22 protein-coding genes and 1 tRNA gene are annotated in these 22,870 nt (G+C 59.9%); 10 read left to right on the plus strand and 13 right to left on the minus strand.

Annotation, left to right across the window (positions count from 1 at the left end; translation table 11 throughout):
- Nucleotides 1-10: 10 nt before the first annotated feature.
- The 8 genes from FHT92_RS22610 to FHT92_RS22645 all read right to left on the minus strand — a co-directional run bounded on the left by FHT92_RS22610 (nt 11) and on the right by FHT92_RS22645 (nt 11,319).
- Nucleotides 11-1,192 (minus strand): TadE/TadG family type IV pilus assembly protein, encoded by a 1,182-nt coding sequence (locus tag FHT92_RS22610; protein WP_312858783.1) that lies wholly within the window; start codon nt 1,190-1,192, stop codon nt 11-13.
- 117 nt (nt 1,193-1,309) lie between these two features.
- On the minus strand, nt 1,310-2,197 hold the full coding sequence (locus FHT92_RS22615) for a transglutaminase domain-containing protein (protein WP_183829519.1): 888 nt from the start codon (nt 2,195-2,197) through the stop codon (nt 1,310-1,312).
- Nucleotides 2,194-4,611: a circularly permuted type 2 ATP-grasp protein gene (locus FHT92_RS22620; protein ID WP_183829522.1), complete on the minus strand. Its 2,418-nt coding sequence runs from the start codon at nt 4,609-4,611 to the stop codon at nt 2,194-2,196. Before FHT92_RS22620 ends, FHT92_RS22615 begins: the two co-directional genes overlap by 4 nt.
- A 14-nt stretch (nt 4,612-4,625) precedes the next feature.
- Nucleotides 4,626-7,946, minus strand: coding sequence for a DUF2126 domain-containing protein (locus tag FHT92_RS22625; protein ID WP_183829526.1), 3,321 nt, complete (start codon nt 7,944-7,946; stop codon nt 4,626-4,628).
- A gap of 107 nt (nt 7,947-8,053) precedes the next feature.
- A complete protein-coding gene (locus FHT92_RS22630; RefSeq protein WP_183829530.1) occupies nt 8,054-9,436 on the minus strand; it encodes a sensor histidine kinase in 1,383 nt (460 codons plus the stop codon).
- Nucleotides 9,433-10,110 carry a response regulator transcription factor gene (locus FHT92_RS22635; RefSeq protein WP_183748641.1) on the minus strand — a complete coding sequence of 226 codons (678 nt, stop codon included), beginning with the start codon at nt 10,108-10,110 and terminating at the stop codon, nt 9,433-9,435. Before FHT92_RS22635 ends, FHT92_RS22630 begins: the two co-directional genes overlap by 4 nt.
- Nucleotides 10,111-10,267: 157 nt before the next feature.
- The gene (locus FHT92_RS22640; RefSeq protein ID WP_183829533.1) at nt 10,268-10,738 is read right to left on the minus strand and encodes a cupin domain-containing protein; all 471 of its coding nucleotides are present in this window, start codon (nt 10,736-10,738) and stop codon (nt 10,268-10,270) included.
- Nucleotides 10,735-11,319, minus strand: a complete 585-nt coding sequence (locus FHT92_RS22645) for a TetR/AcrR family transcriptional regulator (protein ID WP_183829536.1) — start codon at nt 11,317-11,319, stop codon at nt 10,735-10,737. Before FHT92_RS22645 ends, FHT92_RS22640 begins: the two co-directional genes overlap by 4 nt.
- A gap of 173 nt (nt 11,320-11,492) precedes the next feature.
- Between FHT92_RS22645 and FHT92_RS22650 the strand changes: the two genes are divergently transcribed.
- The 6 genes from FHT92_RS22650 to FHT92_RS22675 all read left to right on the plus strand — a co-directional run bounded on the left by FHT92_RS22650 (nt 11,493) and on the right by FHT92_RS22675 (nt 17,066).
- Nucleotides 11,493-12,005 (plus strand): GNAT family N-acetyltransferase, encoded by a 513-nt coding sequence (locus tag FHT92_RS22650; protein ID WP_183829539.1) that lies wholly within the window; start codon nt 11,493-11,495, stop codon nt 12,003-12,005.
- 43 nt (nt 12,006-12,048) lie between these two features.
- Nucleotides 12,049-13,113, plus strand: a complete 1,065-nt coding sequence (locus FHT92_RS22655) for an ABC transporter substrate-binding protein (RefSeq protein WP_246735532.1) — start codon at nt 12,049-12,051, stop codon at nt 13,111-13,113.
- Between the two features lie 454 nt (nt 13,114-13,567).
- Nucleotides 13,568-14,512 (plus strand): Bug family tripartite tricarboxylate transporter substrate binding protein, encoded by a 945-nt coding sequence (locus FHT92_RS22660; RefSeq protein ID WP_183748649.1) that lies wholly within the window; start codon nt 13,568-13,570, stop codon nt 14,510-14,512.
- Complete coding sequence (locus tag FHT92_RS22665) at nt 14,509-15,000, plus strand: tripartite tricarboxylate transporter TctB family protein (protein WP_183829541.1); 492 nt, start codon at nt 14,509-14,511, stop codon at nt 14,998-15,000. Before FHT92_RS22660 ends, FHT92_RS22665 begins: the two co-directional genes overlap by 4 nt.
- 92 nt (nt 15,001-15,092) lie before the next feature.
- Nucleotides 15,093-16,610, plus strand: a complete 1,518-nt coding sequence (locus tag FHT92_RS22670; protein WP_183748653.1) for a tripartite tricarboxylate transporter permease — start codon at nt 15,093-15,095, stop codon at nt 16,608-16,610.
- A gap of 285 nt (nt 16,611-16,895) precedes the next feature.
- A complete protein-coding gene (locus tag FHT92_RS22675; RefSeq protein ID WP_183829544.1) occupies nt 16,896-17,066 on the plus strand; it encodes a hypothetical protein in 171 nt (56 codons plus the stop codon).
- Nucleotides 17,067-17,172: 106 nt separating this feature from the next.
- Here the strand turns inward: FHT92_RS22675 and FHT92_RS22680 are convergent, their stop codons facing one another.
- A complete protein-coding gene (locus FHT92_RS22680; RefSeq protein WP_183829547.1) occupies nt 17,173-18,267 on the minus strand; it encodes a DUF475 domain-containing protein in 1,095 nt (364 codons plus the stop codon).
- 367 nt (nt 18,268-18,634) lie between these two features.
- Between FHT92_RS22680 and FHT92_RS22685 the strand changes: the two genes are divergently transcribed.
- The 3 genes from FHT92_RS22685 (at nt 18,635) to FHT92_RS22695 (ending at nt 19,960) form a co-directional block, all read left to right on the plus strand.
- The gene (locus FHT92_RS22685; protein WP_183748658.1) at nt 18,635-18,874 is read left to right on the plus strand and encodes a hypothetical protein; all 240 of its coding nucleotides are present in this window, start codon (nt 18,635-18,637) and stop codon (nt 18,872-18,874) included.
- Between the two features lie 38 nt (nt 18,875-18,912).
- A complete protein-coding gene (locus FHT92_RS22690; protein WP_183829550.1) occupies nt 18,913-19,089 on the plus strand; it encodes a hypothetical protein in 177 nt (58 codons plus the stop codon).
- A gap of 154 nt (nt 19,090-19,243) precedes the next feature.
- Nucleotides 19,244-19,960, plus strand: coding sequence for a hypothetical protein (locus FHT92_RS22695; protein WP_183829553.1), 717 nt, complete (start codon nt 19,244-19,246; stop codon nt 19,958-19,960).
- Nucleotides 19,961-19,981: 21 nt separating this feature from the next.
- Here FHT92_RS22695 and FHT92_RS22700 read toward each other — a convergent pair whose 3' ends face one another.
- The 4 genes from FHT92_RS22700 to cpdR1 all read right to left on the minus strand — a co-directional run bounded on the left by FHT92_RS22700 (nt 19,982) and on the right by cpdR1 (nt 21,623).
- Nucleotides 19,982-20,470, minus strand: a complete 489-nt coding sequence (locus FHT92_RS22700) for a hypothetical protein (RefSeq protein WP_183748664.1) — start codon at nt 20,468-20,470, stop codon at nt 19,982-19,984.
- A gap of 100 nt (nt 20,471-20,570) precedes the next feature.
- On the minus strand, nt 20,571-20,915 hold the full coding sequence (locus FHT92_RS22705; RefSeq protein ID WP_183829556.1) for a hypothetical protein: 345 nt from the start codon (nt 20,913-20,915) through the stop codon (nt 20,571-20,573).
- Nucleotides 20,916-21,101: 186 nt separating this feature from the next.
- Nucleotides 21,102-21,176: transfer RNA gene (locus tag FHT92_RS22710), tRNA-Val, on the minus strand.
- A gap of 84 nt (nt 21,177-21,260) precedes the next feature.
- Nucleotides 21,261-21,623 (minus strand): response regulator CpdR1, encoded by a 363-nt coding sequence (cpdR1, locus tag FHT92_RS22715; protein WP_003542883.1) that lies wholly within the window; start codon nt 21,621-21,623, stop codon nt 21,261-21,263.
- Between the two features lie 191 nt (nt 21,624-21,814).
- Here cpdR1 and FHT92_RS22720 point away from each other — a divergent pair, with 191 nt between their 5' ends.
- Nucleotides 21,815-22,696: an N-formylglutamate amidohydrolase gene (locus FHT92_RS22720; RefSeq protein WP_183829557.1), complete on the plus strand. Its 882-nt coding sequence runs from the start codon at nt 21,815-21,817 to the stop codon at nt 22,694-22,696.
- The last annotated feature ends 174 nt before the right edge of the window (nt 22,697-22,870 follow it).

Consider the following 22,870-nt stretch of genomic DNA (forward strand, 5'->3'; position numbering starts at 1 on the left):
GGGGCTTTGATTACTGCGTCAGCAGGGTTTTGTCGGCCGCCGCGTTCTGCCCAATGGCCTGGAAGGCGGCAATAAGGTCGTTCATACTTTCTGCCTGGAAGTAGTAGGTAGGGCCACTGGCGCACGTGCTCAGGAGGTTTTTTCCCGCTTCGGGGGCCATGAATGCGATCGAATAGATTTTGATCCCATCCTTTTTGGCATTGGCGCAGGTGGCCAGCGTCTTTGTGTCGGACGCAGAATTGTTGTTTTCACCGTCCGTCATGAAGACGATATATTTCGTTAGCTTGTTGTTGCCGGCATCAGCCTGAATTTTCGACTCCGAGCCTCCGCCTGTCGAATTCAGGCCATTATAGGCTTTCTCCATCGGCACTGACGATTCCGTGTTGCCGCCTGCCGACATCGTATTGATGACTTCGGTCCTCGTTTTGGAAGTGCCCCAGTTGAAGCTATTAGAGTCCTGGATGCTGCCGCTCCAGGCGATTGCGTTGGTGCGAACGTATTTGGATTGCGGGTCGGCCTTGTCTAACTGATCGAGAAGGAGGTTGGCAGCCGTCTTCAATGCCTCAATTTTCTTAATATAGCACGGGCTCTTCGTACCGATCGACTGACCGCTGGTATTGTATTGCTTGCAACTCGTTGTCGGCACAATCTTGGTGCCGGTATTTGCGAGCATCGAGCCGGATTCGTCGAGAACGAGCGTCATGGAAACCGCGCTACGCTCCTGGCTGATCCCGCCGGTTGAGGTGCCTGCCGCCGCTATATTGGACGTTTTGAATCCTAGCACGTTCATGAATGGTGTCAGGCTCAGCGGATAGGACGCATTGACCGAGATCTTGTAGCTTTTGCCGCCTGACGAGGTTGTCGTGTTGATGCTCACGGCCGTCGATGTTTCCAAAGCACTGATAGTTGCTGCATCGACATGGTTTGCCATCTGGCCGATCACGAAATCCTTGGCGAGGGTCTTTGCCTGATCGTCGGTGGTGACTTTGCCGGCAGAAAGTGCGGACGCTGCTGCAAGAGCTCCGGCGTCGGCTGCTTCTTGAAGCTGGCGCTGCGAAGCCATGATGTTCATGGTATCAATCGCGAAGCCCGCGGCACCGATGAGCACCGGCAGCAAGATAGCCGTCATGATTCCGAAATTGCCGCCACGGTCGCGCCGCAGCCGATCAAGAAGCGAATGCAAGGTGTTCATCATGTCCACCGGTTCAAAGGAGCGCTATTGGGCTCTTGATGGACCAGATGACTCTAATGGGTGCTAAAGCCAGTATTTAAAATTGTAGGCAAGTGGCTGTTTTTTCCAATTTCGGGATTATTTGAGTGGAATTACGTCTACTGCCTGCACGGAACGCTGGCTGCCGTAGCTCTTGAGCACACCGATAACGGGTGCGACATCGGCGTAGTCGCGGCCGTATGCGACGACGATATGGTCGGTTCCAGCAGGGATATTGTTGGTCGGATCGAGTTCGATCCAGCCGACCGTCTCGCCGCACCAGATGCGGACCCAGGCATGCATCGCGTCAGCCCCTTCCAGCCGCTCCTTGCCGGGCGGTGGGATGGTGCGGAGGAAGCCGGAAACGTAACCGGCGGGGATGCCGAGGCTGCGCAGCGCCAGGATCATCACATGGGTGAAATCCTGGCAGACACCGCGCTTCAGCTTGAAGGACTCCAGCGGAGTCGTGTCGACGCTCGTCGCTTCCGGATCGTAGGTGAAATCCTCGTTGATGCGGGCGCAAAGCGCATAGGCGATCTGCATGACTGTCAGCGAGGGTTGGACACAGGTCTTTGCATATTCGCTGATCGCCTTGGTTTCCGTCAGGCGCGGACTGTCGCCAAGGAAATGGTGGGGCGATCCAGAATCGAGCGACCAGATTCCGGCAACTTCCTCCGGCAGGTCGGCCAGCAACGGCGAGAAGTCCGCCGACATGACCTGGCTTTCGACCTGCACGCGGGCCTGCATGCGGATGTCGAGCGTTTCATGCGGCGAGCGCAGCAGGAAGGATGTTGCCGGATGCTGGAAGAAATCGACAAAATGCGACTGTTCGTCCGGCTGCGGCGAAATGCTGATCGAGCCTGCGACAAGCCGCTGGCGGTTTGCCAGCGAGAGCGGCATGAGGCGCATGATATGGCGCGCACCTGACGCCGGCGTGTCGTAGGCATAGCCCATATGCAAAGTGAGATCGTAGAGCACGGCCGTCATCCGAGATAGGTCTGCGCCAGAAGGTCGGAGAGCTGTTCCAGTTCACGCTCCAGCCGGTGATAGACCTCACCGCTCATCGTCTCCGGAGTCATGACGGCGAGGCCCGAATGCAGGCGCATCGCCTCGCGGTAGAAGGGCGACATCTGGCCGTTCATGAAGGCGTTCGGAAGCTGCTCGACCTCCCGATGGATCTCGTTCATCTGGAAGAGGATCGAGCGCGGATTGAGAGGATCGAGCGCCAGGAGATCGGTGACGGTCAGCCGCGCGGTGTTGACGTTGTAGCGGCGGCGGTGGGTCATGACGCTGTCGCCGATCTCGAGCAGCATGTCGAGCGCGCCGTCGGGCGCTTCCGGGCCGGACATATGGCCGAGAAGCCGCGTCATGTGCAGACCGCGCTCGATGTATCGGCCAAGCGAGAGAAAGCGCCAGCCTGTGAAGCGGTACATGTTTTCATGCACGAGACCGGCAAAGCCCGCGAGCTTGCGCAACAGGATGGTCATCGCATGGCTGGCATCGTCACCGGCGGTGATAGTCGAGTGGAAGCGGCGGGCGGTCTTGGCAAGATCGTTCAGCGCCAGCCATCCGTCCGGCGAGAAGCGATCTCGGATATTGCTCGCCGAATAGACGGCGCTGTCAATATTGCGCAGCAGCGATTCCGGCACCGGCTCGGCGGTGTCGATATCGACGGCGGCAAGATAATTGGTGACGTCGGCAAGCAGCGGCTGGTTCGGGTCGGCTGCCTCGGCGTAGCGTGCGTGCCAGGCGCGCAGGATGCGCAGCGCTCCTTCGGCGCGTTCGATATAGCGGCCCAGCCAGAAGAGGTTGTCGGCTGCGCGGCTCGGCAGGCTGCCCGGCATATTGCGGGTGAAGCTGCCCTCGGCGGGCAACAGTGTGTGGCGCTCGACCGGCTTGTCGCTGACGATCCAGACATCGGCGGCCGCGCCACCGGATTGCATAGCGATGGCGGCGACATCGTCTCCGGAACCGATGCGGGCAAAGCCGCCGGGCATGATCTGCCAGCCGTTGGCGGTACGGGCGGCGAATACGCGCAACGACATCGGCCGCGGCGTCAGCTTGCCGTTGACCCAGGCGGGTGTAGTCGAGAGCGTGACGACTTCCTGACCGACGAGCTTTGCACCGTCGCTTGTCAGCCAGTCTGCAATCGAATTCTTTGCGGTGGCGCGTAGCGACGAGCCGAGGACGGATTCGCCGCTGTCATCGAAGAAGGGCGCGCGGGAATAGGCCGGGCCGATCACCATCTTCTCGATATTGGCAGCCACGTGATCACGCTCGTCCTTCTGGCCGCACCACCACGTGGCAATGGACGGCAGGCGCAGATCTTCGCCCAGCAGCTGGCGACAGACGGCGGGCATGAAGGCGAGCAGGGCGCGCGTTTCCAAAACGCCGGTGCCGAGCGCGTTCACGATGGTGACGGTTTCGGCGCGCAACGACTCTACAAGGCCGGGCGTGCCGATATGCGAGTTCTGATTTAATTCCAGCGGATCGGCATAGGCAGAATCGAGACGTCGCCACAGCACGCCAATCGGCTTCAGACCGGCGACGGTGCGCACCATGACGCGGCCGTTGACGACAGTCAGATCTTCGCCTTCCAGCAGCATGAAGCCGAGGTAGCGGGCAATATAGGCGTGTTCATAATAGGTTTCGTTGGCCGGGCCGGGGGTCAGAACCGCGATGCGGTCGTCGCCCGAATGTTTCATCGTCTGCAGCGCGTCTCGGAAGGCGCCGAAGAAGGAAGCGAGGCGGTGAACCGGCGTTTCGGCGTAAATATCGGAAAAGGCGCGGGTGGTCGCCACGCGATTTTCCAGTGCGAAGCCGGCGCCCGAAGGCGCCTGCGTGCGGTCGGCAAGTACCCACCAATTACCGTCAGGGCCACGGCCGATCTCAAAGGCGCAGAAATGCAGATAGTGCCCGGTTGCCGGTTTTACGCCGACCAGAGGTCGCTGGAATTCCGGATTGGCAGCAATGAGGGCGGGCGGAACGATGCCCTCCTCGACGAGCCTGTTGTCGCCGTAGATATCGGCAACCATCGCTTCGAGGAGATTGGCACGCTGCACGAGACCTGAGGAAAGAGCTTGCCATTCACGCTCGTCGATCAGCACCGGAATGTGGGAGAGCGGCCAGGCACGCTCGCCACTGCCCTTGGCGCCGTAAGCCCTATAAAAAACGCCGGCGTCGCGCAGGTAGCGGTCGGCGCGGGCGAACCGCTCGGCCAGATCTTTTTCCGGCATGATGTTCAGATGGGCGAGGAAGCGCTGCCAGACCGGGCGGATGGTGCCGTTATTGTCCACCATCTCGTCGGCGATGCCGGGCAAGGGCTCATAGTCGAAGACCGCATCCCCGCCGGCCGGTTCTTCGATTTCGTCCCTCAGTTCCAGTGCAGGCTCCTTGCCCATCAGACCCAGTTTCTTCAAATTCCGGCGGGCCGCCTCAGATCCAGCGTGAGCGGGAATTCAGGCGAGACCGCCTCGGCGCGCGGAATATAACCGCCCGCCGTGTGTCCCCACGGTTCGAAGCGGGCGAGTCGGCGCGCTTCCGCCTCGTTGCCGTTGACCGGAAAGGTGTCATAGTTCCGCCCGCCCGGATGGGCAACGTGATAGATGCAGCCGCCGATCGAACGTTTCGACCATGTATCATAAATGTCAAAAGTCAAAGGCGTATTCACCGGCAGTACCGGATGTAAACCGGAAGCTGGCTGCCAGGCTTTGAAACGCACGCCGGCGATGGAAACGCCTGATGTGCCTGTCGGCGTCAAAGGCACGATCCGACCGTTGCAAGTGACGGTATAGCGCGAGGCATTGCCGGTTTCGAGGCGGACCTGCAGGCGCTCGACCGACGAATCGACATAACGCACCGTGCCGCCGATCGCGCCTTGCTCACCCATGACATGCCAGGGTTCCAGCGCTTGCCGCAGTTCCAGTTTTGAGCCTTCGTATTCGACTTCGCCGCAGAAGGGGAAGCGGAATTCGAGCTGTGCCTTGAACCATTCGGGGCTCAGGTCGAAGCCGTTTTCGCTGAGGTCCGCGAGTACATCGAGGAAATCCTGCCAGACATAATGCGGGAGCATGAAACGGTCATGCAGCGAGGTGCCCCAGCGGACGAACTTGCCATCGGCCGGCCTCATCCAGAAGCGGGCAATCAGCGCACGCACCAGCAATTGCTGGGCGAGCGACATGCGGGCATTCGGCGGCATTTCGAAGCCACGGAACTCGACGAGGCCGAGGCGACCGGTTGGCCCATCTGGAGAGAAGAGCTTGTCGATGCAGATTTCGGCCCGGTGCGTATTGCCGGTCACGTCGATCAAGAGGTTGCGGAACAGGCGGTCGACCAGCCAGGGCAGGGGCTGCAGGCCGCGACCGGGCGCCGGAATCTGCGCGAGCGCGATTTCCAATTCGTAGAGGCTGTCGTGGCGTGCTTCGTCGATACGCGGCGCCTGGCTAGTCGGGCCGATGAAAAGGCCGGAGAAGAGATAGGAGAGGGATGGATGGCGCTGCCAGTGCAGCACCAGGCTCTTCAGGAGATCGGGACGGCGCAGGAAAGGGCTGTTGTTCGGATTGCTGCCGCCAACGACGACATGGTTGCCGCCGCCGGTGCCGGTGTGTCGGCCGTCGATCATGAATTTGTCGGCACCGAGGCGGCTCTCCCGCGCTTCCTCGTAGATGGCGGTGGTGATGTCGACCGTTTCCTTCCATGTCGAGGAAGGATGAATATTGACCTCGATGACGCCAGGGTCGGGTGCCACGCGGATGACGTTGATGCGCTCATCCTGCGGCGGCGCGTATCCTTCGATATGGACGGCAAGGCCGAGAGCGGCGGCGGCGCGTTCGGTCGAGGCGATGAGATCGAGATAATCTTCGAGCGTCTCTGTTGGCGGCATGAACACGCAGAGGCGACCGTCGCGGGGCTCGACGGAAATTGCGGTGCGGACGTAACCGCCGATCTCGTTGGCGGACTGAGGCATGGTCGGCTGCTGACCGGTGAAGGGCTGGAAGTGCGCAGCCTGCAGCGGACGCCCGCTGTCCTGACCAAAATCCGGCAGTTCGGGCCGCTGCACGAAGGGATCCAGCGGGTTGATGTAGGGATATTGCGAGGGTGGGATATAGGCGAGCGAATTGAGCGGCAGGCGGTAGCCGACCGGGCTATCGCCTGGGACGAGGAAAATGCGGCCGCGCCGCGTCGACCATTTCTCACTCATCCAGTTGCGGCCGTTGGCGCGCGCATTCCAAGCCTGAACGGCCAGAACATAGCCGGTGGGGCGGGTCAAGCCGCGATCGAAGACGCGGGCGATGCGTGTGCGTTCCTCGGCATCCTTCAACTTTGAATTTGACGGATCGACATTTTCCGGCAGGCTTGCTTCCTTGACCAGCCATTCGGCCGGATCTTCGAAGGCGGGGGCGACATAATCAGGTGAAATGTCCAGTTCGCCTGCGATCGCAGTCAGCAGCCGGCCGGCATCGTCCTCGGTGACCTGATAGTTGCGGCCTTCAGTGGCAACGAGATTGTCATTCGACCAGATCGGCAGGCCATCCTTGCGCCAGTAGAGCGAGAAGGTCCAACGCGGCAGGCTTTCGCCCGGATACCACTTGCCTTGGCCGTAGTGCAGGAAGCCATCTGGAGCAAAACGGGCGCGCAGACGGCGGATCAAGGCATCCGCCTTTTCGCGCTTCGTCGGGCCGACGGCTTCGGTGTTCCATTCATCGGACTGGAAATCGTCGATGGAGACAAAGGTCGGTTCGCCACCCATGGTGAGGCGCACGTCTTCGACTTCGAGGATGCGGTCGACCTTTTCGCCAAGTTCGTTGAGTTGGTCCCAGGCGTCGTCCGAAAAGGGTTTGGTGATGCGCGGATGTTCGGCGACGCGGGCAACCTTCATGTCGAAGGCGAATTCAGTCTCGGCGTCGCCGAAATAGCCGCCTGATATCGGCGCGGCGTTGCGGTAATGCGGCGTAGCCGCAAGCGGGATATGGCTTTCAGCTGTCAAAAGGCCTGAGGTCGGGTCGAGGCCGATCCAGCCGGCACCGGGAAGATAGACTTCCGCCCAGGCATGGAGGTCGGTGAAATCATATTCCGTGCCAGAGGGCCCATCGAGCGCCTTGAGGTCCGGGGTAAGCTGGATGAGATAACCGGAGACGAAGCGCGCGGCGAGGCCGAGGTGCCGCAATATCTGGACGAGCAGCCAGCTCGTGTCGCGGCAAGAGCCCTTGGCAGTTTCGAGCGTCTCCTCCGGTGTCTGGACGCCGGCCTCCATGCGGATCACATAGCCGATCTGCTGCTGTAAGCGCATGTTAAGGCCGACGACCATATCGACGGTCTTCTGCACTGAGCGGTCGAGCGTTTCGAGGAAGGCCTTCAGACGCGGGCCGGGCTCATCCGGCTTCATGTATATCGACAGGTCTTCACGGATCGTTTCCGGATAGTCGAAAGGCCACATCGTCGATTCCTCTTCGACGAAGAAGTCGAAGGGATTGTAAACTGTCATGTCGGCGACGAGATCGACCTCGATCTTGAATTCGGTCACCGGGTCGGGGAAGACGAAGCGGGCGAGGTAGTTGCCGTATGGATCCTGCTGCAGGTTTACGAAATGGTTCGACGGCGTAACCTTAAGCGAATGGCTCAGCACCCGCGTCTTCGAATGCGAGGCAGGCTTCAGGCGGATAATCTGTGGGCCGAGGCGGACCGGTTTGTCATATTGATAATGGGTCAGATGATAGATGCTGGCTTTGATCGACATATTGCTCTTTTGTCCGCGCGCCGTTGATCGGCTTAGCTGTTCCCAAAGCCAGTGTGTGCAATGCAGCGAAAGAATGCAAGGCAGAAAGGTTAACGCGGGGATGACGTTCAGGCGGCTCTGTTGAAGGTCACCGACGCCTTCAAGCCCCTGCCGCCGCGGCCGGGGATGAGTGTCAGTCTAGCGTTGAAAAGATGGGCGATTTCCTCAACGATCGGCAGGCCGAGACCAGCGCCGGGCGCACCGGATTCACTGCCGCGCGAGAAACGCTTTCTGACCGCTTCGAGCTTTTCGGGTGGAATGCCCGGGCCGTTGTCCTCGACCTCCAGCCGCACCGTCTCGGCATCTTCAAGGATCCGCACGGTCACTTCTGCGCCCTGGCCGGCATAGGCAATGGCGTTGCCGGCAAGATTGCGCAGCATTTCGCCGATCAGCAGCGGTTCGGCGCGGATCATGGCAGGGCCTTCACCCTCGAAGCCGAGATCGATGCCGGCTTCGGCAGCACGCGGGATCTGCTCGCCGGTGATCTCCTGGGCGATGGCGGCAAGATCGATGGCCGAGGCCGTCAGTGCTTCCTTGGCGGTGGCGGCATCGATCTTGGCCATGAGCAGAAGCTGCGCAAGGATGCGCTCGGCGTGGGCAACGGCTTGATCGCCCTTGAGGGCAGCGTGCTGTGCCTCATTCAGGGAGCCGGCGCGGGCGGAGAGTGCAAGCTGCGTGCGGATGATGGCAAGCGGGGTGCGCAGCTGATGGCTGGCATTGCCGGTGAAATTGCGCAGCGCATCGAGAGCCGATTGCAGGCGCACCATGAAGGAGTTGACAGTATCGACGAGCGGCTGCACCTCGCTCGGCACGGATTGCTCGATCGGGTGCAGGTCATCGGGGCTGCGTTCGCCGATGGCATCGCCGAGCTTGTAGAGCGGCCGCAGCGCCACTGTAACGGAAATCCAGACGATGACGGCCGCGCCGGCAATCATTAGCGCAAGACGCAGCGCCGAGCGGACGAGAATTGCCCGCGCCAGGTGACGGCGGGCAATGGTGGTTTCGGCGACGGTGACGACAAAGGGCACGGAGCGGATGCCGGTCGAGGCGGAGCGCCTCAATGTCGCGACACGGATCGGCTCGCCGCGGAAGATGTCGTCAGCAAAGGCAGCCGTATCGCCCTGCGTTTCCTTCAGTACGGGAAGCGCCTGGTAACCGGTGATGAAATCTCCGGGTGGGCCGTCAACCCGGTAAAAGACACGATCCTGTGCCGCCGAAGTCAGCATTTCCAGCGCGACATAGGGAATATCGACCTCAAGTGTGCCATCTTCGGCAACGACGACACGTTCGGCAATGGCGAGCGCGGAACCTGCGAGCACGCGGTCGGAAACGATATTCGAGGTCTGCACGGCCTCGCGCCAGGTATCGGCGAGTGCCAGCGTGCCGATAACGGCAGTCGAGACGAGCAGCCAGAAAAGCAACCGGCGCCGGAGCGAATAGGCTGCCGTCATGGGGCCTCGGGCAGTTTATCGAGATAATAGCCGATGCCGCGGGCAGTCTTGACCGTCAGGCCATGCGGCGAAAGCCTCTTTCTCAGGCGGCTGACATATTGCTCGATGGCATTGGCCGATATGTCGTCATCGAAAGCGGTCAGCGACTGCATGATTGCCTCCTTGGCGACGACCTTGCCGGCTCGCATGAAGAGGATTTCGAGCAGGCCGAGTTCGCGGGCGGGAATATCGAGCGGCGTGGCGCCTGCAGAAAAGGCGCGGGAATTGAGATCGAGCGAGATCGATCCGAAACTGATGGTCGAGGAATGCAATCCCGCCTGGCGGCGCAGCAGCACGCGGACGCGCGCCTCGAATTCGGCAATGTCGAAAGGTTTGATGAGATAGTCGTCGGCGCCGAGATCCAGCCCTTTCACACGTTCTTCCGGCGAGCCGCGGGCCGTCAGGATGAGGACGGCAGCCCGGCTACCGCGGGCGCGCATGGCGCGCAGCACGTCGAGCCCATCCATCTCGGGCAAGTTCAGATCGAGGATGATCAGATCGAAATTTTCCGCTGCGATCACCGCGTTGGCCGAAGCTCCGTCATGGACGACATCGACGGCATGACCGGTGCCGCGCAAGATCGCCGACAGGCCATCGGCCAGCGCGATATTGTCTTCGGTAAGCAGGATGCGCAACGGATCTTTTCCTCGATTTTTCGGGGAGTTTATCAGGGATGGCAACCGGCTGTCACAGCGATTCTGGGAGTTGGTGAACGGAAGATCCCAAGGCGTATCCACTCCCCTCGACTCGTCTGGCGAGGAGAGTGGCGCTCCGTTCACACAAGAAGGTTGATCAGGCTGCCTGAAGAATGTTGATGCCGTGGCTGGCGGTCAGGCTCATGATGCGGCCGATCGCTTCCGGCGTCGGTGGCCCTTTCGGTGCTTCGTTCGATGCGGCGGCTTCGAAGAAGGCGATCATCTCGTCATCGACGATTGACATCATGACGGCCTGGACCGGGCTGGCATTCTGGTAGGCATGCGGTGCGTGGGCTGGAATGGTCACGACATCGCCGGCGACAGCATCGGTTTCGACTGGCTTTCCGTCAACCATGCTCCAGATGCGCACCGTGCCTTCCAGGATGCGGAAGATTTCCGGCGAGGCATGGGTGTGCGGCGGCGTACCGCTGCCGGGGGGGATGATGACATCGACGACATTGAAGGCCGTGCCTTCGAGCTTGCCGCGCTTGCGGACCTGGTCGCCCATGACCCAGAAGGTATTGGCGGCGGCCAGCGGATGGACTTTTGCTGAGCTGTTGGTATTCATTTCGGTTCTTTCGTCCTGTTTAGCCCGTCTCTCCTTGCCGCATCGAGCAGGGCTTCTATTGCCCATGCGGCGGCCTTGCCGGCTTCCTCGCCGGAGAAACCCCAATAATCTTTCATCGTTTGCCAGGCGGTGGCACTGAACAGCAGTTGCACGGCGGCCTCCAGCTGCCTTGCGCGTTCCGGCACTAAGTCTTTCGAAACTTCTGCCAGGCTCTTGCGGAAGGCGGCCTGCCGTTCCTCATTGGCCTGGAGGCGCATCTGCCGGCCGGCACCGCTCGCATGCGACGCGCGCACGATGCCTTCGATACCGTCGAGCGACGCGAAAAGCGCCGGCGGCAGCTCAGTCAGATCTTTTTCGCTTTGCGGCCAGAAACGGACGCCGAGCGAGGCATTCGCGTCGTTCCAGAAAGCCTCCAGCAGCGCCTCCTTGGTGGGGAAGTGCCGAAAGATCGTCCGGCGGTTGACGCCGGAGACGGTAGCGAGTTCGTCAAAGCCCAGAGCATTATCAGGATCCTGTTCGAACATGGTGCGCACACCCGCCAGGATACGTTCCCGGGTGGCCTGTGCCTGCTCAGCCCTCAATGGACTTTCATATTTTGTCACTAGTTGTGTGTTCATGTCACTAATAATGACATCAAACTTTGATTTGTCAATGGCTCTCTTCGACCTGGACCACTTTCAACGCTCCGCGATGCCAATGGCGAGATGCAGGTCGTCATGGTAAGGTCGAGAGGCTGCGTGGGGAGACTTTGCAGATGGGGGACCTGTCAGTCGAGCTTGCGGAAACTCCGGAAGAGATTGATGCTGTGCGGCATCTCAGTCGCGCCTTCAGGCAGTGGCTCTACGACAATTATCCAGCCGAACGGCGACAGATCGAACTTCACTATAACCCCGAAAAGTTCGAGGCATTGCTCGCGGAACTGCCCCGCATTCATGCAAGGCCGAAAGGCTCGATGTTCCTGGCGCGTCTCGATGGAGAAAGCGTCGGCTGCGTGATGCAGCATGAGATTGCGCCCGGCATTTCGGAGATGAAGCGTCTCTTCGTTTCCGAGAAGGCGCGTGGCAGCGGCGCGGCGCTTGCGCTCTGCGAAGCTTCGCTGGCCCGAGCGAAAGAAGACGGCTTCGGCGTGATGCGGCTCGACACAGGCTATCGGCAGATCGCGGCGCAGAAACTCTACCGTCGGCTGGGTTTTCGCGAGCGGGATGTCTATTATGCGGTCCCTGACGATCTCAAGCCAATTTTGGTTTTCTTCGAGCGCGAGCTCTGATGCTTTGCTTGTTTCACTCTGTCTGCTCAGGCATTCTCTCTTCATGAGGAGCCTTTTCATTCTGTTTTTGTGTCTGGCGCCCGGTCTTGCAGCCGCGGAGCCGATCTTCTATCGGGCGCAATCGGGCAATGCCGATGCGCCGGTGCTGACCGTCTATTCCTCGCTCGACGAACCGCTCGCGCAGCCGATGATCCGTGGCTTTCAGGAGGCCAATCCGGATGTGGCGGTGAAATATGAGGATATGCTGACCGGCGATATCTACGATCGGATCGTCCGCGAGACGGATGCCGGCCATAAGACGGCGGACTTTGCCTTCTCTTCCGCCATGGACCTGCAGGTGAAGCTTTCTAACGACGGCTATGCGCAAGTCAGCAATCTGCCGATGAGCGCTCAGTGGCCGAAATGGGCAAACTGGCGCAACACGGCCTATGCGCTAACCTTCGAACCCGCGGTCTTCGTCTATCACAAGCCGAGTTTTGTCCATGAAACGGTGCCGAGTTCGCGTGCGGAATTCGTCGATTATCTGAAGCGCAAGGGCAACGAAGTCTATGGACGGATCGGCACCTATGACATCGAGCGTTCCGGCGTCGGCTTCCTTTTCATGGCGCGAGACCAGGAACAGTTCGGCGACATCTGGTCGGTGATCGGCGCGATGGGGGCTGCAGGCGTCAAACTCTACTCCACGAGTTCGGCGATCCTTGAGCGCGTGGCTGATGGGCGCTTCGTGCTCGGTTACAATATCCTTGGCTCATACGCAGCCGATTGGGCCTCGCGTCACCCCGATGTCGGCATCGTGCTGCCGAAGGATTATACCGTCGTGATGTCTCGCATCGGCCTTGTGCCGCAGGCTGCGGCCGAGCCGGAACTCGGAAGGCGTTACCTCGCCTTCTTCATGTCGAAGGAAGGCCAGACGATCATGGCTCGCGAGCTGCAGATCCCGGCCGTCAGCCCGGAAGTGGCTGGTGAAAACACCGCCAATACGTTGCAGGAACTGCTCGGCGCACAGTTGCGCCCCGTGCCAGTCAGCCCCGGCTTGATGGTCTATCTCGATCAGGTGAAGAGGGCTCGGCTGATTGCCCACTGGAATGAAGTGCTGCGCACGCAGTAAAAGCTCACATCCAGCAATTGCGAGGCCTGCATAGGATGCATAGGCATTTTCCTACGCTCTCCAGAAAATGTCAGATTCATTAGCTGTCATATATGTGGCTGACATCTCTCACGTAGGGGAGGGAACAACCCATGCATCTTAGGCATCCTATGCGGTCCCGGTAAGTCGTTCCGGACTGTGTTCGGTACGGACAATGCAGCAACCGGCGGACTGGTTCGACCGGATTACGGCAAAAAAGTGTCTTGCCACACTGGATATCCCGCCGATGTCAGCTAAATGACAGCTTCATATGATGGCTTGGGCTACTTCTTCTCCGTGGAGGCGGAGAGTTGAAGAATTCCGGGAGGACTTCCGCTCGCTATCAGGACAATTGCGTCCACCGATCGGTGATCTCTCCTCATTTTCAAATAAAGAGCACTGGCGGTTCGCTCAGCCGCAGCACGGAGGACACATCGTGAAGCATACTTTCATCGCAACCCTTTTGGCAGCAGCCATCGCACTGCCGGCCTACGCGGCCGATTACACCATCATCGCTCCGGCAGCGCCGGGTGGCGGCTGGGACCAGACAGCCCGCTCGCTGCAGACGGTGCTGCAGCAGGAAGGCATTTCCAAGAGCGTTCAGGTTCAGAACGTACCGGGCGCCGGCGGCTCTATCGGTCTCGCACAGTTCAGCAGCCAGAGCGCCGGCAATCCGAACGCCTTGATCGTCGGCGGCTATGTCATGGTCGGCGCTCTCTTAACAAACAAGTCGGCCGTTACGCTCAAGGACGTCACCCCGATCGCTCGTCTGACCGGAGAATATGAAGCCATCGTCGTTCCGGCTTCGTCCGACATTAAGACGCTTGCCGATCTGGTTACCAAGCTGAAGGCCGATCCCGGCGCCGTTTCCTGGGGCGGTGGTTCTGCCGGCGGCACGGACCATATTACCGCCGGCTTGATTGCCAAGGCGTCCGGCGTCGATCCGACGAAGATCAACTACGTTGCCTTCTCGGGTGGTGGCGAAGCGCTCGCTGCTATCCTTGGTGGCCAGGTTACGGCCGGTATTTCGAGCTACAGCGAGTTCGAATCGCAGGTCAAGGCCGGTACGCTTCGCCTGCTTGCCGTTTCCAGCGATGCGCGCATCCCCGGCGTCGATGCACCGACTCTCAAGGAAGCAGGCACTGATGTTTCCATCCAGAACTGGCGCATGGTCGCTGCTGCTCCAGGCCTGACCGACGAAGAGGTCGCCTCGATCGCCGCCGACTTCGACAAGGTGCACAAGTCTGCCGCATGGCAGGAAATCCTGAAGACCAAAGGCTGGGCCGACACCTACCTCGCAGGCGACGCCTTCAAGGCGCAGCTCGAAAAGGATATCTCTGCCACCGAAGGCATTCTCAAAGAGATCGGTCTCGTCCAATGAGCGAAGCCGATCACGCATCGGTAACGAAGCGCCGCCCCGATTGGGCGGCGCTGATTATTGCCGTTTTCCTCATTGCCTTGGCCGGCGTCGTATTCTGGGATGCCACGCATCTGAAGGCGATCGCGCAATATGACCGCATCGGTCCGTCTACCGTTCCGAAGGCCATCGCCCTCGGCCTCTTCTGTCTTGGCATCTGGACGGTATTCGAAAGCTGGCGCGGAGAATTTCCGGAACGTGAGCATCAGGAAGTGGCGCCCGTCATCTGGATCGTCGCAGGCCTTGCCGGGCAGATGCTGCTCTTGCGCACCGCCGGCTTCTCGATTGCGACCGGTGTGCTCTTTGCGCTGACCGCACGCGGTTTCGGCAAGCGCCAGATCTGGATCTCGCTGCCCGTAGGCATCGTGCTGAGCTTCATCGTCTGGGCGATCTTCTCGCAGCTCCTGCAGCTCATGCTGCCGGCCGGGCCGCTCGAACATCTGTTCTTCTGACAGCGCTCGCCTCGCATCGGGCGCTCTCGGTTTTTTGCTTTTTTCGCGGACGGTCCTAGTGCCCCTCAGGAGCCGCCGCTTGGGACAAAGACATGAGCACATTCGAATTCCTCTGGCAGGGCATTCTGGTTGCCGCGCAACCGATCAACCTGCTCTACGCCCTCATCGGCGTGACCCTTGGTACCGCCGTCGGCGTGCTGCCAGGCATCGGCCCGGCGCTCACCGTAGCGCTCCTCCTGCCTGCCACCTACAAGCTCGATCCAGGCGGCTCGCTCATCATGTTCGCCGGCATCTATTACGGTGGCATGTATGGCGGCTCGACCACGTCGATCCTCCTGAACACGCCGGGTGAAAGCTCCTCGATCGTCACCGCGCTCGAGGGCAACAAGATGGCCCGTGCGGGCCGTGGTGGACCAGCACTGGCGACAGCGGCCATCGGTTCCTTCGTCGCCGGCCTCATCGCGACGCTCGGCCTTGCCTTCGTCGCGCCCTACATCGTGAAGCTCGCCCTTATCTTCGGCCCACGCGAATATTTCGCGCTGATGGTGCTTGCCTTCGTCACCGTCTCCTCGGCCTTCGGGGATTCGGCGCTGCGTGGTCTTACCTCGCTCTTTATCGGCTTTGCCCTCGCTATGGTCGGCATCGACCAGCAGACGGGCCAGGCGCGCCTTTCCTTCGGCATCCCCGACCTGCTTGATGGTATCGAGGTGACGACGCTTGCAGTGGCCATGTTCGCGATCGGAGAGACGCTTTATATCGCCGCTCAGGGCAACCGCGGCGAGGACAAGGTGGAAGCGGTGCGTGGCTCGCTCTGGATGAATGCGCAGGACTGGGCGCGCTCGTGGAAGCCATGGCTGCGGGGCACGATAATCGGTTTCCCGATCGGTGCGATGCCGGCTGGTGGCGCGGAAATCGGCACGTTCCTCTCCTACGCCACGGAAAAGCGCCTGTCGAAGAACCCCGAGGAATTCGGGCAAGGCGCTATCGAAGGCGTTGCCGGCCCTGAAGCCGCCAACAATGCCTCGGCCGCCGGCACGCTGGTGCCACTGCTGACGCTCGGCCTGCCGACGTCTGCGACGGCGGCGATCATGCTCGCCGGCTTCCAGCAATACGGTCTGCAGCCAGGTCCGCTGCTGTTTGCAACCAATCCGCAGCTCGTTTGGGGTCTCATCGCCAGCCTGCTTATCGCCAATGCGATGCTTCTGGTGCTGAACCTGCCGATGATAGGCCTCTGGGTTCGCCTGCTGACGGTTCCAAAGCCGTGGCTCTATGCCGGCATCCTGTTGTTTGCCACGCTCGGTACGATCGGCGCCAATCCGTCGGTTTTCGAGCTCGGCATGCTGCTCGCTTTCGGCCTGCTCGGTTACATGATGCGGATCTTCGGTTATCCGATCGCGCCTGCCGTTGTCGGCCTCATTCTCGGGCCACTGGCCGAGCAGCAGCTTCGTCGTGCTCTGTCGATCAGCCAGGGCGATGTGACGACGCTCGTCATGTCGCCGATCGCCTGCGGCCTGCTGATCGTTGCTGCCGCTGCCTTCCTCATTCCGCTGATCCTGAGATTGCGTGGCCGTGGCCAGGTTCTCTCTCAGCTGGCGGCAAATGAAGACTAAAAGAAAAAGACCAACCTGACCCCTAATTCAGGCCGGCCGTGGCGACATGGCCGGCCGTTTCTTTGGCATTTGTCATTTTTGTATTCGAGACTGAACGGCGCTTCTTTTTTCAAGCTATTGAATTCAAATGTTAAAATTTGACATCCTGCGGATTCCCTCAAGCTTTTTTCTTTCGCCGGCAAAAGAAATATGCGCTTTTTGCATAGCAGCGGTGATTTCCTGCGCATTGTAGGTGCATGCAGATTTTCCCACCTAGGAAGGGTCAATCAAAGAGAGGAAAAGAAGATGTCCGCTATCAGAAAGTCGATCCACAATGGTTTCCTGGCACGCGCCTTTGCAGCGCTCGGTGCCGCAAACGCAGTCAGCGCCGCTGTTGAAGGCGGTCGCAAGCCGCGCGCCCGTGACCTGCAGGAACTGGGTATCGATCCGGTAAGCTTCGGCCGTGTCATCCGTTAAGAAGCATCCGACCCATATTTTGAATGAATGAGCCCGCAACCGCTGGTCGCGGGCCTTGTTTTTTGGTATGCGAGCCGCAGCCCCAGACCGCGCGGCTTTTTGACTATCAGGCGTGCAGGCGCTCCCGCTCGGGAACATGCGCTTCCTTCTGCCGCTCCTGCCTGTTGTAGCGGATCGAGGACCAGAGCGAGATACCGATCAGGGCAGCACCACCAAGGCCGGTGATGACCTCGGGAATGTGCGTCAAGGTCTGCACATACATAATCACCGAGAGGATCAGGATCGCGTAGAAGGCGCCATGTTCCAGATAGCGGTATTCGGCGAGCGTTCCTTTTTCCACCAGCATGATCGTCATGGAGCGCACATACATGGCGCCGATGCCAAGGCCGATGGCGATGATGAAGAGATTCTGCGTCAGCGCGAAGGCGCCGATGACGCCGTCGAAGGAGAAGCTGGCATCCAACACTTCCAGATAGATGAAGGCACCGAGGCCACCCTTTGCCGCCTCGCTCATCGCGCGCTGCGACGCATCGAGGATGCCACCGATGACTTCCACCACCAGGAAGGTCAACAGACCGTAGATGGCGCAGTAGACGAAGGTCGTCGCGTCCTCTCCTTCCAGGAGATAGGAGAAGAGCAGGATCAGCAGGAGCACGAAGGCGATCTCGATGCCCTTGATCGTTGCCGAGCGAGCCATCAATCGCTCCAGCGAACCGATCCAGTGAACTTCCTTTTCGTGGTTGAAGAAGTAGGTGAGGCCGACCATCATCAGGAACGTGCCGCCGAAAGCTGCGATCGGCAGATGCGCATCATTCATGATGCGGGCATATTCGGTCGGTTCACGTGCCGCAAGCACGAGCGCCTCCCATGGACCGATCTTTGCCGCGATGGCGACGATTGCCAGCGGGAAGACGATGCGCATGCCGAAGACGGCAATGACGATGCCCCAGGTCAGGAAGCGATGCTGCCAGACGGGGGTCATTTCTTTCAGCTTGTTGGCATTCACGATGGCGTTGTCGAAGGAAAGCGAGATCTCCAGCACGGCGAGCACCGTGCAGATGAAGAAGACGGTGGCCATGCCACCCAGCGTGCCGGTCGACTGCCAGCCGAGAACGGCGCCGAGCGCGAGGCCGAGCGCCGTGACGATGAAGGCCCAGCGGAAGTAGCCGAGCGAGGATTTGTGGGACTGAGGCTGGTTCATGGCTGCACCCCACAGCCGCAAACCGGTTCGAAGGACAGGGTAAGAGCAGAAAAACGCATACCACAATGGGCATGCGCGATTGGCATGATGAGCTTTTTCATCGATGAAAAATCCGCCGGCTAATTTGCAGGCGGTACCGACATCACGAGAGCGCCGTAAAAACTCTCGCCAGAGGGGCCCGGCACCAGGTTCCCCCGCAGCCGATGTCTGGAGGCCGCGGGTGTCTCACTAGGTAGTGAAGTTGCTGCGCCAGTCAAGAAGCGCCGTCAGGCAAGGTTGCCGATTTCTTTGGAACCATACTGGCGCTCACCCGTTCAGTCCTAGCTGAGCCGATGAAACACTCAGATACTTCTGAAGGAGGGCGACGATGCATAATTCGACCCATGTTCCCGATAGGCGCACGGAAGCGTCAGACCGTATGAAGCGGGCCAAACCAAACCGTATGCAGAGGGCGCAGGTTCTGCCCCCGCATCAGGTGGACCTGACGCTGACCCCGGGCGCGATCCACGACATTCATGTGCCGGCACATATGACCGGCGGCGATCTTTCCAAGGGCGGGCTCGATATCAAGAGCGACGATGCAAACGTCGCAAAGCCCGTGCGCTGAAAGCCAGTTCCGCAACCGACGAGACAGGTGAAATACGAATGACGATCAATCTTGTGCCGCGCGATATCTTCATCCAGCACGAATATGAGTGGCAGGCCGTGCGCGAGGCGGCCGAACGCCGGATCGATATAGGCAAGCGCGAGACGCCGTCCATCCAGCCAGGCGGGCAAACCGCAAAGCCGGCTGCGGCACCTTCGCCCGCGCAAGGCTGCTGAACACAGGGAACGGTTGAATGAGACGCCCGGCCATGCGCCGGGCGTTTCGTTCCGACCAGTTCTGGTTCGGGAAAGCGATCCACGGCCATGTCTTGCCAACCTTTCCGAAAGGATTGGGCAGCGATAATCCGGCCCGTTCAAGGGAATCGGATCGATGGCCAAGACAGCAACACGCGGACGCCGCAAGGCACCGGCAAAAAGGAAGGGCAGCGCGTCCTCCGGCGGCGCGATGCCCTGGATGGTGATCGGCATCGCTGCGGTGGGCGCCATTGCCGCCTATGACAATTGGAAGAGCATCAGCCCGATGCTTGGCAAGGCACCTGCCGCAGTCATCCGCGCGGCGGCTGAAGCCAAGCCTCAAGCGCCCAAGGAAGCGCCCAAACAGGTTGCCGTCACAGCACCAGCCGCCAAGCCGCGGCAGACAAACGACCCGGTGCCACCTGCGGCGATCCCCTCGGCGCCGGTGCCGACGGCAAAGATCGTGCCGGCCTCTATCTCCCCCGTTGCCCCGCCCTCTCCGGAAACGGCTAAAGCGGCCTTTGGATATTGCGGGCAGGGCGAGCATATCAATTGCGTCGGCGATGCCGGCACCTTCTGGTACAAGGGTGAGAAGATCGTCATCGCTGATATGGTGAGCCCGGATGTCGACCGCGCGCGCTGTGAAGACGAACGGAAGATCGCCTTTGCCGCCAAATCCCGGCTGCTCGCGCTGCTGAATGCCGGTCCGTTCAACATGAATGCCGCCGGCAAGCCGGATGACCGTGGTGCGCCGCGAGTCATTTCGCGTGACGGGCGCTCTTTCGGTACGCGTCTTATCGACGAGGGCCTGGCGAAGAAGCCGGGCTCTGCCTCAGGCTCCTGGTGCGCCTGACGCCGTCAGTCCAACGATCTCTTATTTTCCACCGTTTTTCCGTGCCGGCGCCTTGCCGCTAGTGCGGAAGCTGCCTGTGAAGGCCGAATCCTTGCTTTCCGCCGTGCATTCGATGGCAGTCGGCTTGCCGGCATAGGGATTGCCGAAGGTGCAGAAGCCTGCAACCTTCACCTCGCCCGTCATCTTGTTGCCGACACCTGTGGTGACGAGGCTGAGCGGCAAGCGGGCATTGCCATTGGATGCGGGCTTGATGCCCTTCCCATCGCCCTGGAAGCCCAGCAGCTTGCCATCAGACGTGAAGATGAAGGTGACGGTGCCGTTGATCAGCGTCACACTTGCCAGCTCTCCCTTGCAGCCCTTCGTTGCGTCGAACTTGGCGACGACCAGCTTCTGGCACTTGCCGCCAAGCGCGATGACGCCGGGCGCACCCGGAAAATTGTCATCCGCCTGTGCTGCAGCACCAAAAGTGAGGGTGGAGAAGGCGGCGATGGCAAGCGCAGATAATTTCATTTCGATTTGAACCCCATGTCCTGGCGAGGCGAATCAACACCTCAGGCTCCATTATCGCGCATGGCATGGCTCTGTGTCCGAATTTGGTTTCGGCGATCGCTTAGCAGGGATACATGTGCTTGAGCGATGTGAGTAGGACATAGGGATACACCTGGAACGTTTCCTCGCCGATATCTGGGTGCAGTTCCAGATATTTCTTCACAACGGCAACATATTCGGTGTTTGAAATCGCGCGGTTTTGCGGTGGGCAGTATAGCGGCGGTTGGCCTGCATCTTTGAGTTCGTCGTTCACAAACAAAAGTGTCAGTCCGGCTGCACCGATCAGCATTTCGACGACGCTTGTCTGCTTGCTTTCCATCAGCGTGCGGAACTTCATATCTTCCTTTGCGGAAGCCGGGCTCCAGCTCAGCACCAATAGCAATATCAGTCCAGAAGTGATTTTCATGTGCACCCCCAATGAGGGAAAGCGAAACAACATTGCAACCTGTTGGTCAAGCCTGACTTCGGTAAAGTCCACATGACTTCGGGTAGGTACGTCACGTAACTCTGAGGGGGGTATACGAGGCATATCGCCAAAACTAAAAAGGCCTTTCGATTTCTCGAAAGGCCTTTGCTTTACAGCGAATTAGGATGGTGGGCGTGACAAGGATCGAACTTGTGACCCCTACGATGTCAACGTAGTGCTCTCCCGCTGAGCTACACGCCCATCCGATGTCGGCGCATAGATCACAAAACCTCCGGAGCCGTCAATAGGCTTTTTTGAAGTTTTGTGACGAGCCGCCAAGACGCCTTACGCGGCAAGCATCTTGTTGACCTCGTCGACGAGATCGCGCAGGTGGAACGGCTTGGAAAGGACCTTCGCATCCTTCGGAGCCTTCGAATCAGGGTTCAGAGCAACGGCTGCGAAGCCGGTGATGAACATCACCTTCAGGTCGGGATCGAGTTCGGTCGCACGGCGTGCTAGTTCGATGCCATCCATTTCCGGCATGACGATATCGGTCAAGAGCAGGGAGAACGGCTCCTCACGCAGGCGGTCATAAGCGCTAGCGCCGTTGTCGTACGAAAGGACCTTGTATCCGGCCTTTTCGAGCGCCTTCACGAGGAAGCGGCGCATGTCGTTGTCGTCTTCGGCGAGAAGTATCTTCTGAGTCATTAATCCGGACCGCTGATCACTAGTGTTTTTTATGGGATACCAGCCGTCTACACTACACTTCGCCCGGTAAACAACCGGTGAAATCGCCCTGGCCGCGACCGCCATCCCTTCTATGTAGTATGGACTTAAGGGCAGGCAACTGGCAACATGGCCGTCACAGCCAGTTGGTGACATGGTAAAGAGGGCAGAAAGTGCCGGAAATACGCGAATACGAGCTTTTTGAAGTGCATGAGCCCGTGTCGCAGACCATTCCCTTCGTCTACAACTCCCCTCATAGCGGCCGCATTTATCCACCGGAATTCATCGCGCAGTCGCGGCTGGAAGGGATCTCGATACGCCGGTCCGAAGACCATTATGTCGATGAGCTGTTCGGCGCAGCCGTGGATATTGGTGCGCCACTCCTTCTTGCGAATTTTCCGCGCGCCTATTTGGACGTCAATCGCGAGCCCTATGAGCTCGATCCACGCATGTTCGACGGGCTGTTGCCGCCCTATGCGAATATCAACTCGCTGAGGGTTGCCGGCGGACTTGGCACCATTCCGCGCATCGTGGCTGAGAATATGGAAATCTATGCGCGCCGGCTGCCCGTTCAGGAGGGGCTGGAACGTGTGGAAAGCGTCTACAAGCCCTATCACTCGACGTTGCGGCGGCTGATTGCGCGCACGCATGTGCAGTTTGGCTTCGGCGTCCTGATCGACTGCCATTCCATGCCGGGCAACGTTCGGGTTGCCGGCAGCAACGCGCGGCCCGATTTCATCATCGGCGACCGTTACGGCACCAGCGCTTCGGCAGAGCTTTCGCGGACGGCAATCGGCATCCTCGAGGAAATGGGTTTTGCGGCGATCCGCAACAAGCCCTATGCTGGCGGATTCATCACCGAACATTACGGCCGCCCGTCACGCGGGCTGCATGCGCTGCAGATCGAGGTCAACCGCTCGATCTATGTCGACGAAATAACGCTGGAGAAGCGGCCCGATTTCGGCATCGTTGCGACGGCCATCACATCATTCATGCGGCAGATGGCCGACTATGTCGATAAATTCTTCGGCGATCAGGCGCTCGCGGCCGAGTAATCCTTCGCCTCAGGTCAAAAAAAACCGCGCTTTGTGAGCGCGGCTAAGTCTAGGGAGGAAACACCCAAGGAGGGTATTTACAGTCAGAAGACTGTAGCAGGAAACTACTGCTGCGCTGCACAAATGTCAAGCATTATATTGCGCTGCGAAATATTTAGGCAGCGAGCCGGAAAT

It is taken from the genome of Rhizobium sp. BK377 (assembly GCF_014193935.1).
Lineage (GTDB): Bacteria > Pseudomonadota > Alphaproteobacteria > Rhizobiales > Rhizobiaceae > Rhizobium.

Bases quoted from the DNA above. Each gene is read 5' to 3' on its own strand.
- FHT92_RS22610 (WP_312858783.1), bottom strand. From the start codon at position 1,192: ATGAACACCTTGCATTCGCTTCTTGATCGGCTGCGGCGCGACCGTGGC.
- FHT92_RS22615 (WP_183829519.1), bottom strand. From the start codon at position 2,197: ATGACGGCCGTGCTCTACGATCTCACTTTGCATATGGGCTATGCCTAC.
- FHT92_RS22620 (WP_183829522.1), bottom strand. From the start codon at position 4,611: ATGGGCAAGGAGCCTGCACTGGAACTGAGGGACGAAATCGAAGAACCG.
- FHT92_RS22625 (WP_183829526.1), bottom strand. From the start codon at position 7,946: ATGTCGATCAAAGCCAGCATCTATCATCTGACCCATTATCAATATGAC.
- FHT92_RS22630 (WP_183829530.1), bottom strand. From the start codon at position 9,436: ATGACGGCAGCCTATTCGCTCCGGCGCCGGTTGCTTTTCTGGCTGCTC.
- FHT92_RS22640 (WP_183829533.1), bottom strand. From the start codon at position 10,738: ATGAATACCAACAGCTCAGCAAAAGTCCATCCGCTGGCCGCCGCCAAT.
- FHT92_RS22650 (WP_183829539.1), top strand. From the start codon at position 11,493: ATGGGGGACCTGTCAGTCGAGCTTGCGGAAACTCCGGAAGAGATTGAT.
- FHT92_RS22655 (WP_246735532.1), top strand. From the start codon at position 12,049: ATGAGGAGCCTTTTCATTCTGTTTTTGTGTCTGGCGCCCGGTCTTGCA.
- FHT92_RS22665 (WP_183829541.1), top strand. From the start codon at position 14,509: ATGAGCGAAGCCGATCACGCATCGGTAACGAAGCGCCGCCCCGATTGG.
- FHT92_RS22670 (WP_183748653.1), top strand. From the start codon at position 15,093: ATGAGCACATTCGAATTCCTCTGGCAGGGCATTCTGGTTGCCGCGCAA.
- FHT92_RS22675 (WP_183829544.1), top strand. From the start codon at position 16,896: ATGTCCGCTATCAGAAAGTCGATCCACAATGGTTTCCTGGCACGCGCC.
- FHT92_RS22680 (WP_183829547.1), bottom strand. From the start codon at position 18,267: ATGAACCAGCCTCAGTCCCACAAATCCTCGCTCGGCTACTTCCGCTGG.
- FHT92_RS22685 (WP_183748658.1), top strand. From the start codon at position 18,635: ATGCATAATTCGACCCATGTTCCCGATAGGCGCACGGAAGCGTCAGAC.
- FHT92_RS22690 (WP_183829550.1), top strand. From the start codon at position 18,913: ATGACGATCAATCTTGTGCCGCGCGATATCTTCATCCAGCACGAATAT.
- FHT92_RS22695 (WP_183829553.1), top strand. From the start codon at position 19,244: ATGGCCAAGACAGCAACACGCGGACGCCGCAAGGCACCGGCAAAAAGG.
- FHT92_RS22700 (WP_183748664.1), bottom strand. From the start codon at position 20,470: ATGAAATTATCTGCGCTTGCCATCGCCGCCTTCTCCACCCTCACTTTT.
- FHT92_RS22705 (WP_183829556.1), bottom strand. From the start codon at position 20,915: ATGAAAATCACTTCTGGACTGATATTGCTATTGGTGCTGAGCTGGAGC.
- cpdR1 (WP_003542883.1), bottom strand. From the start codon at position 21,623: ATGACTCAGAAGATACTTCTCGCCGAAGACGACAACGACATGCGCCGC.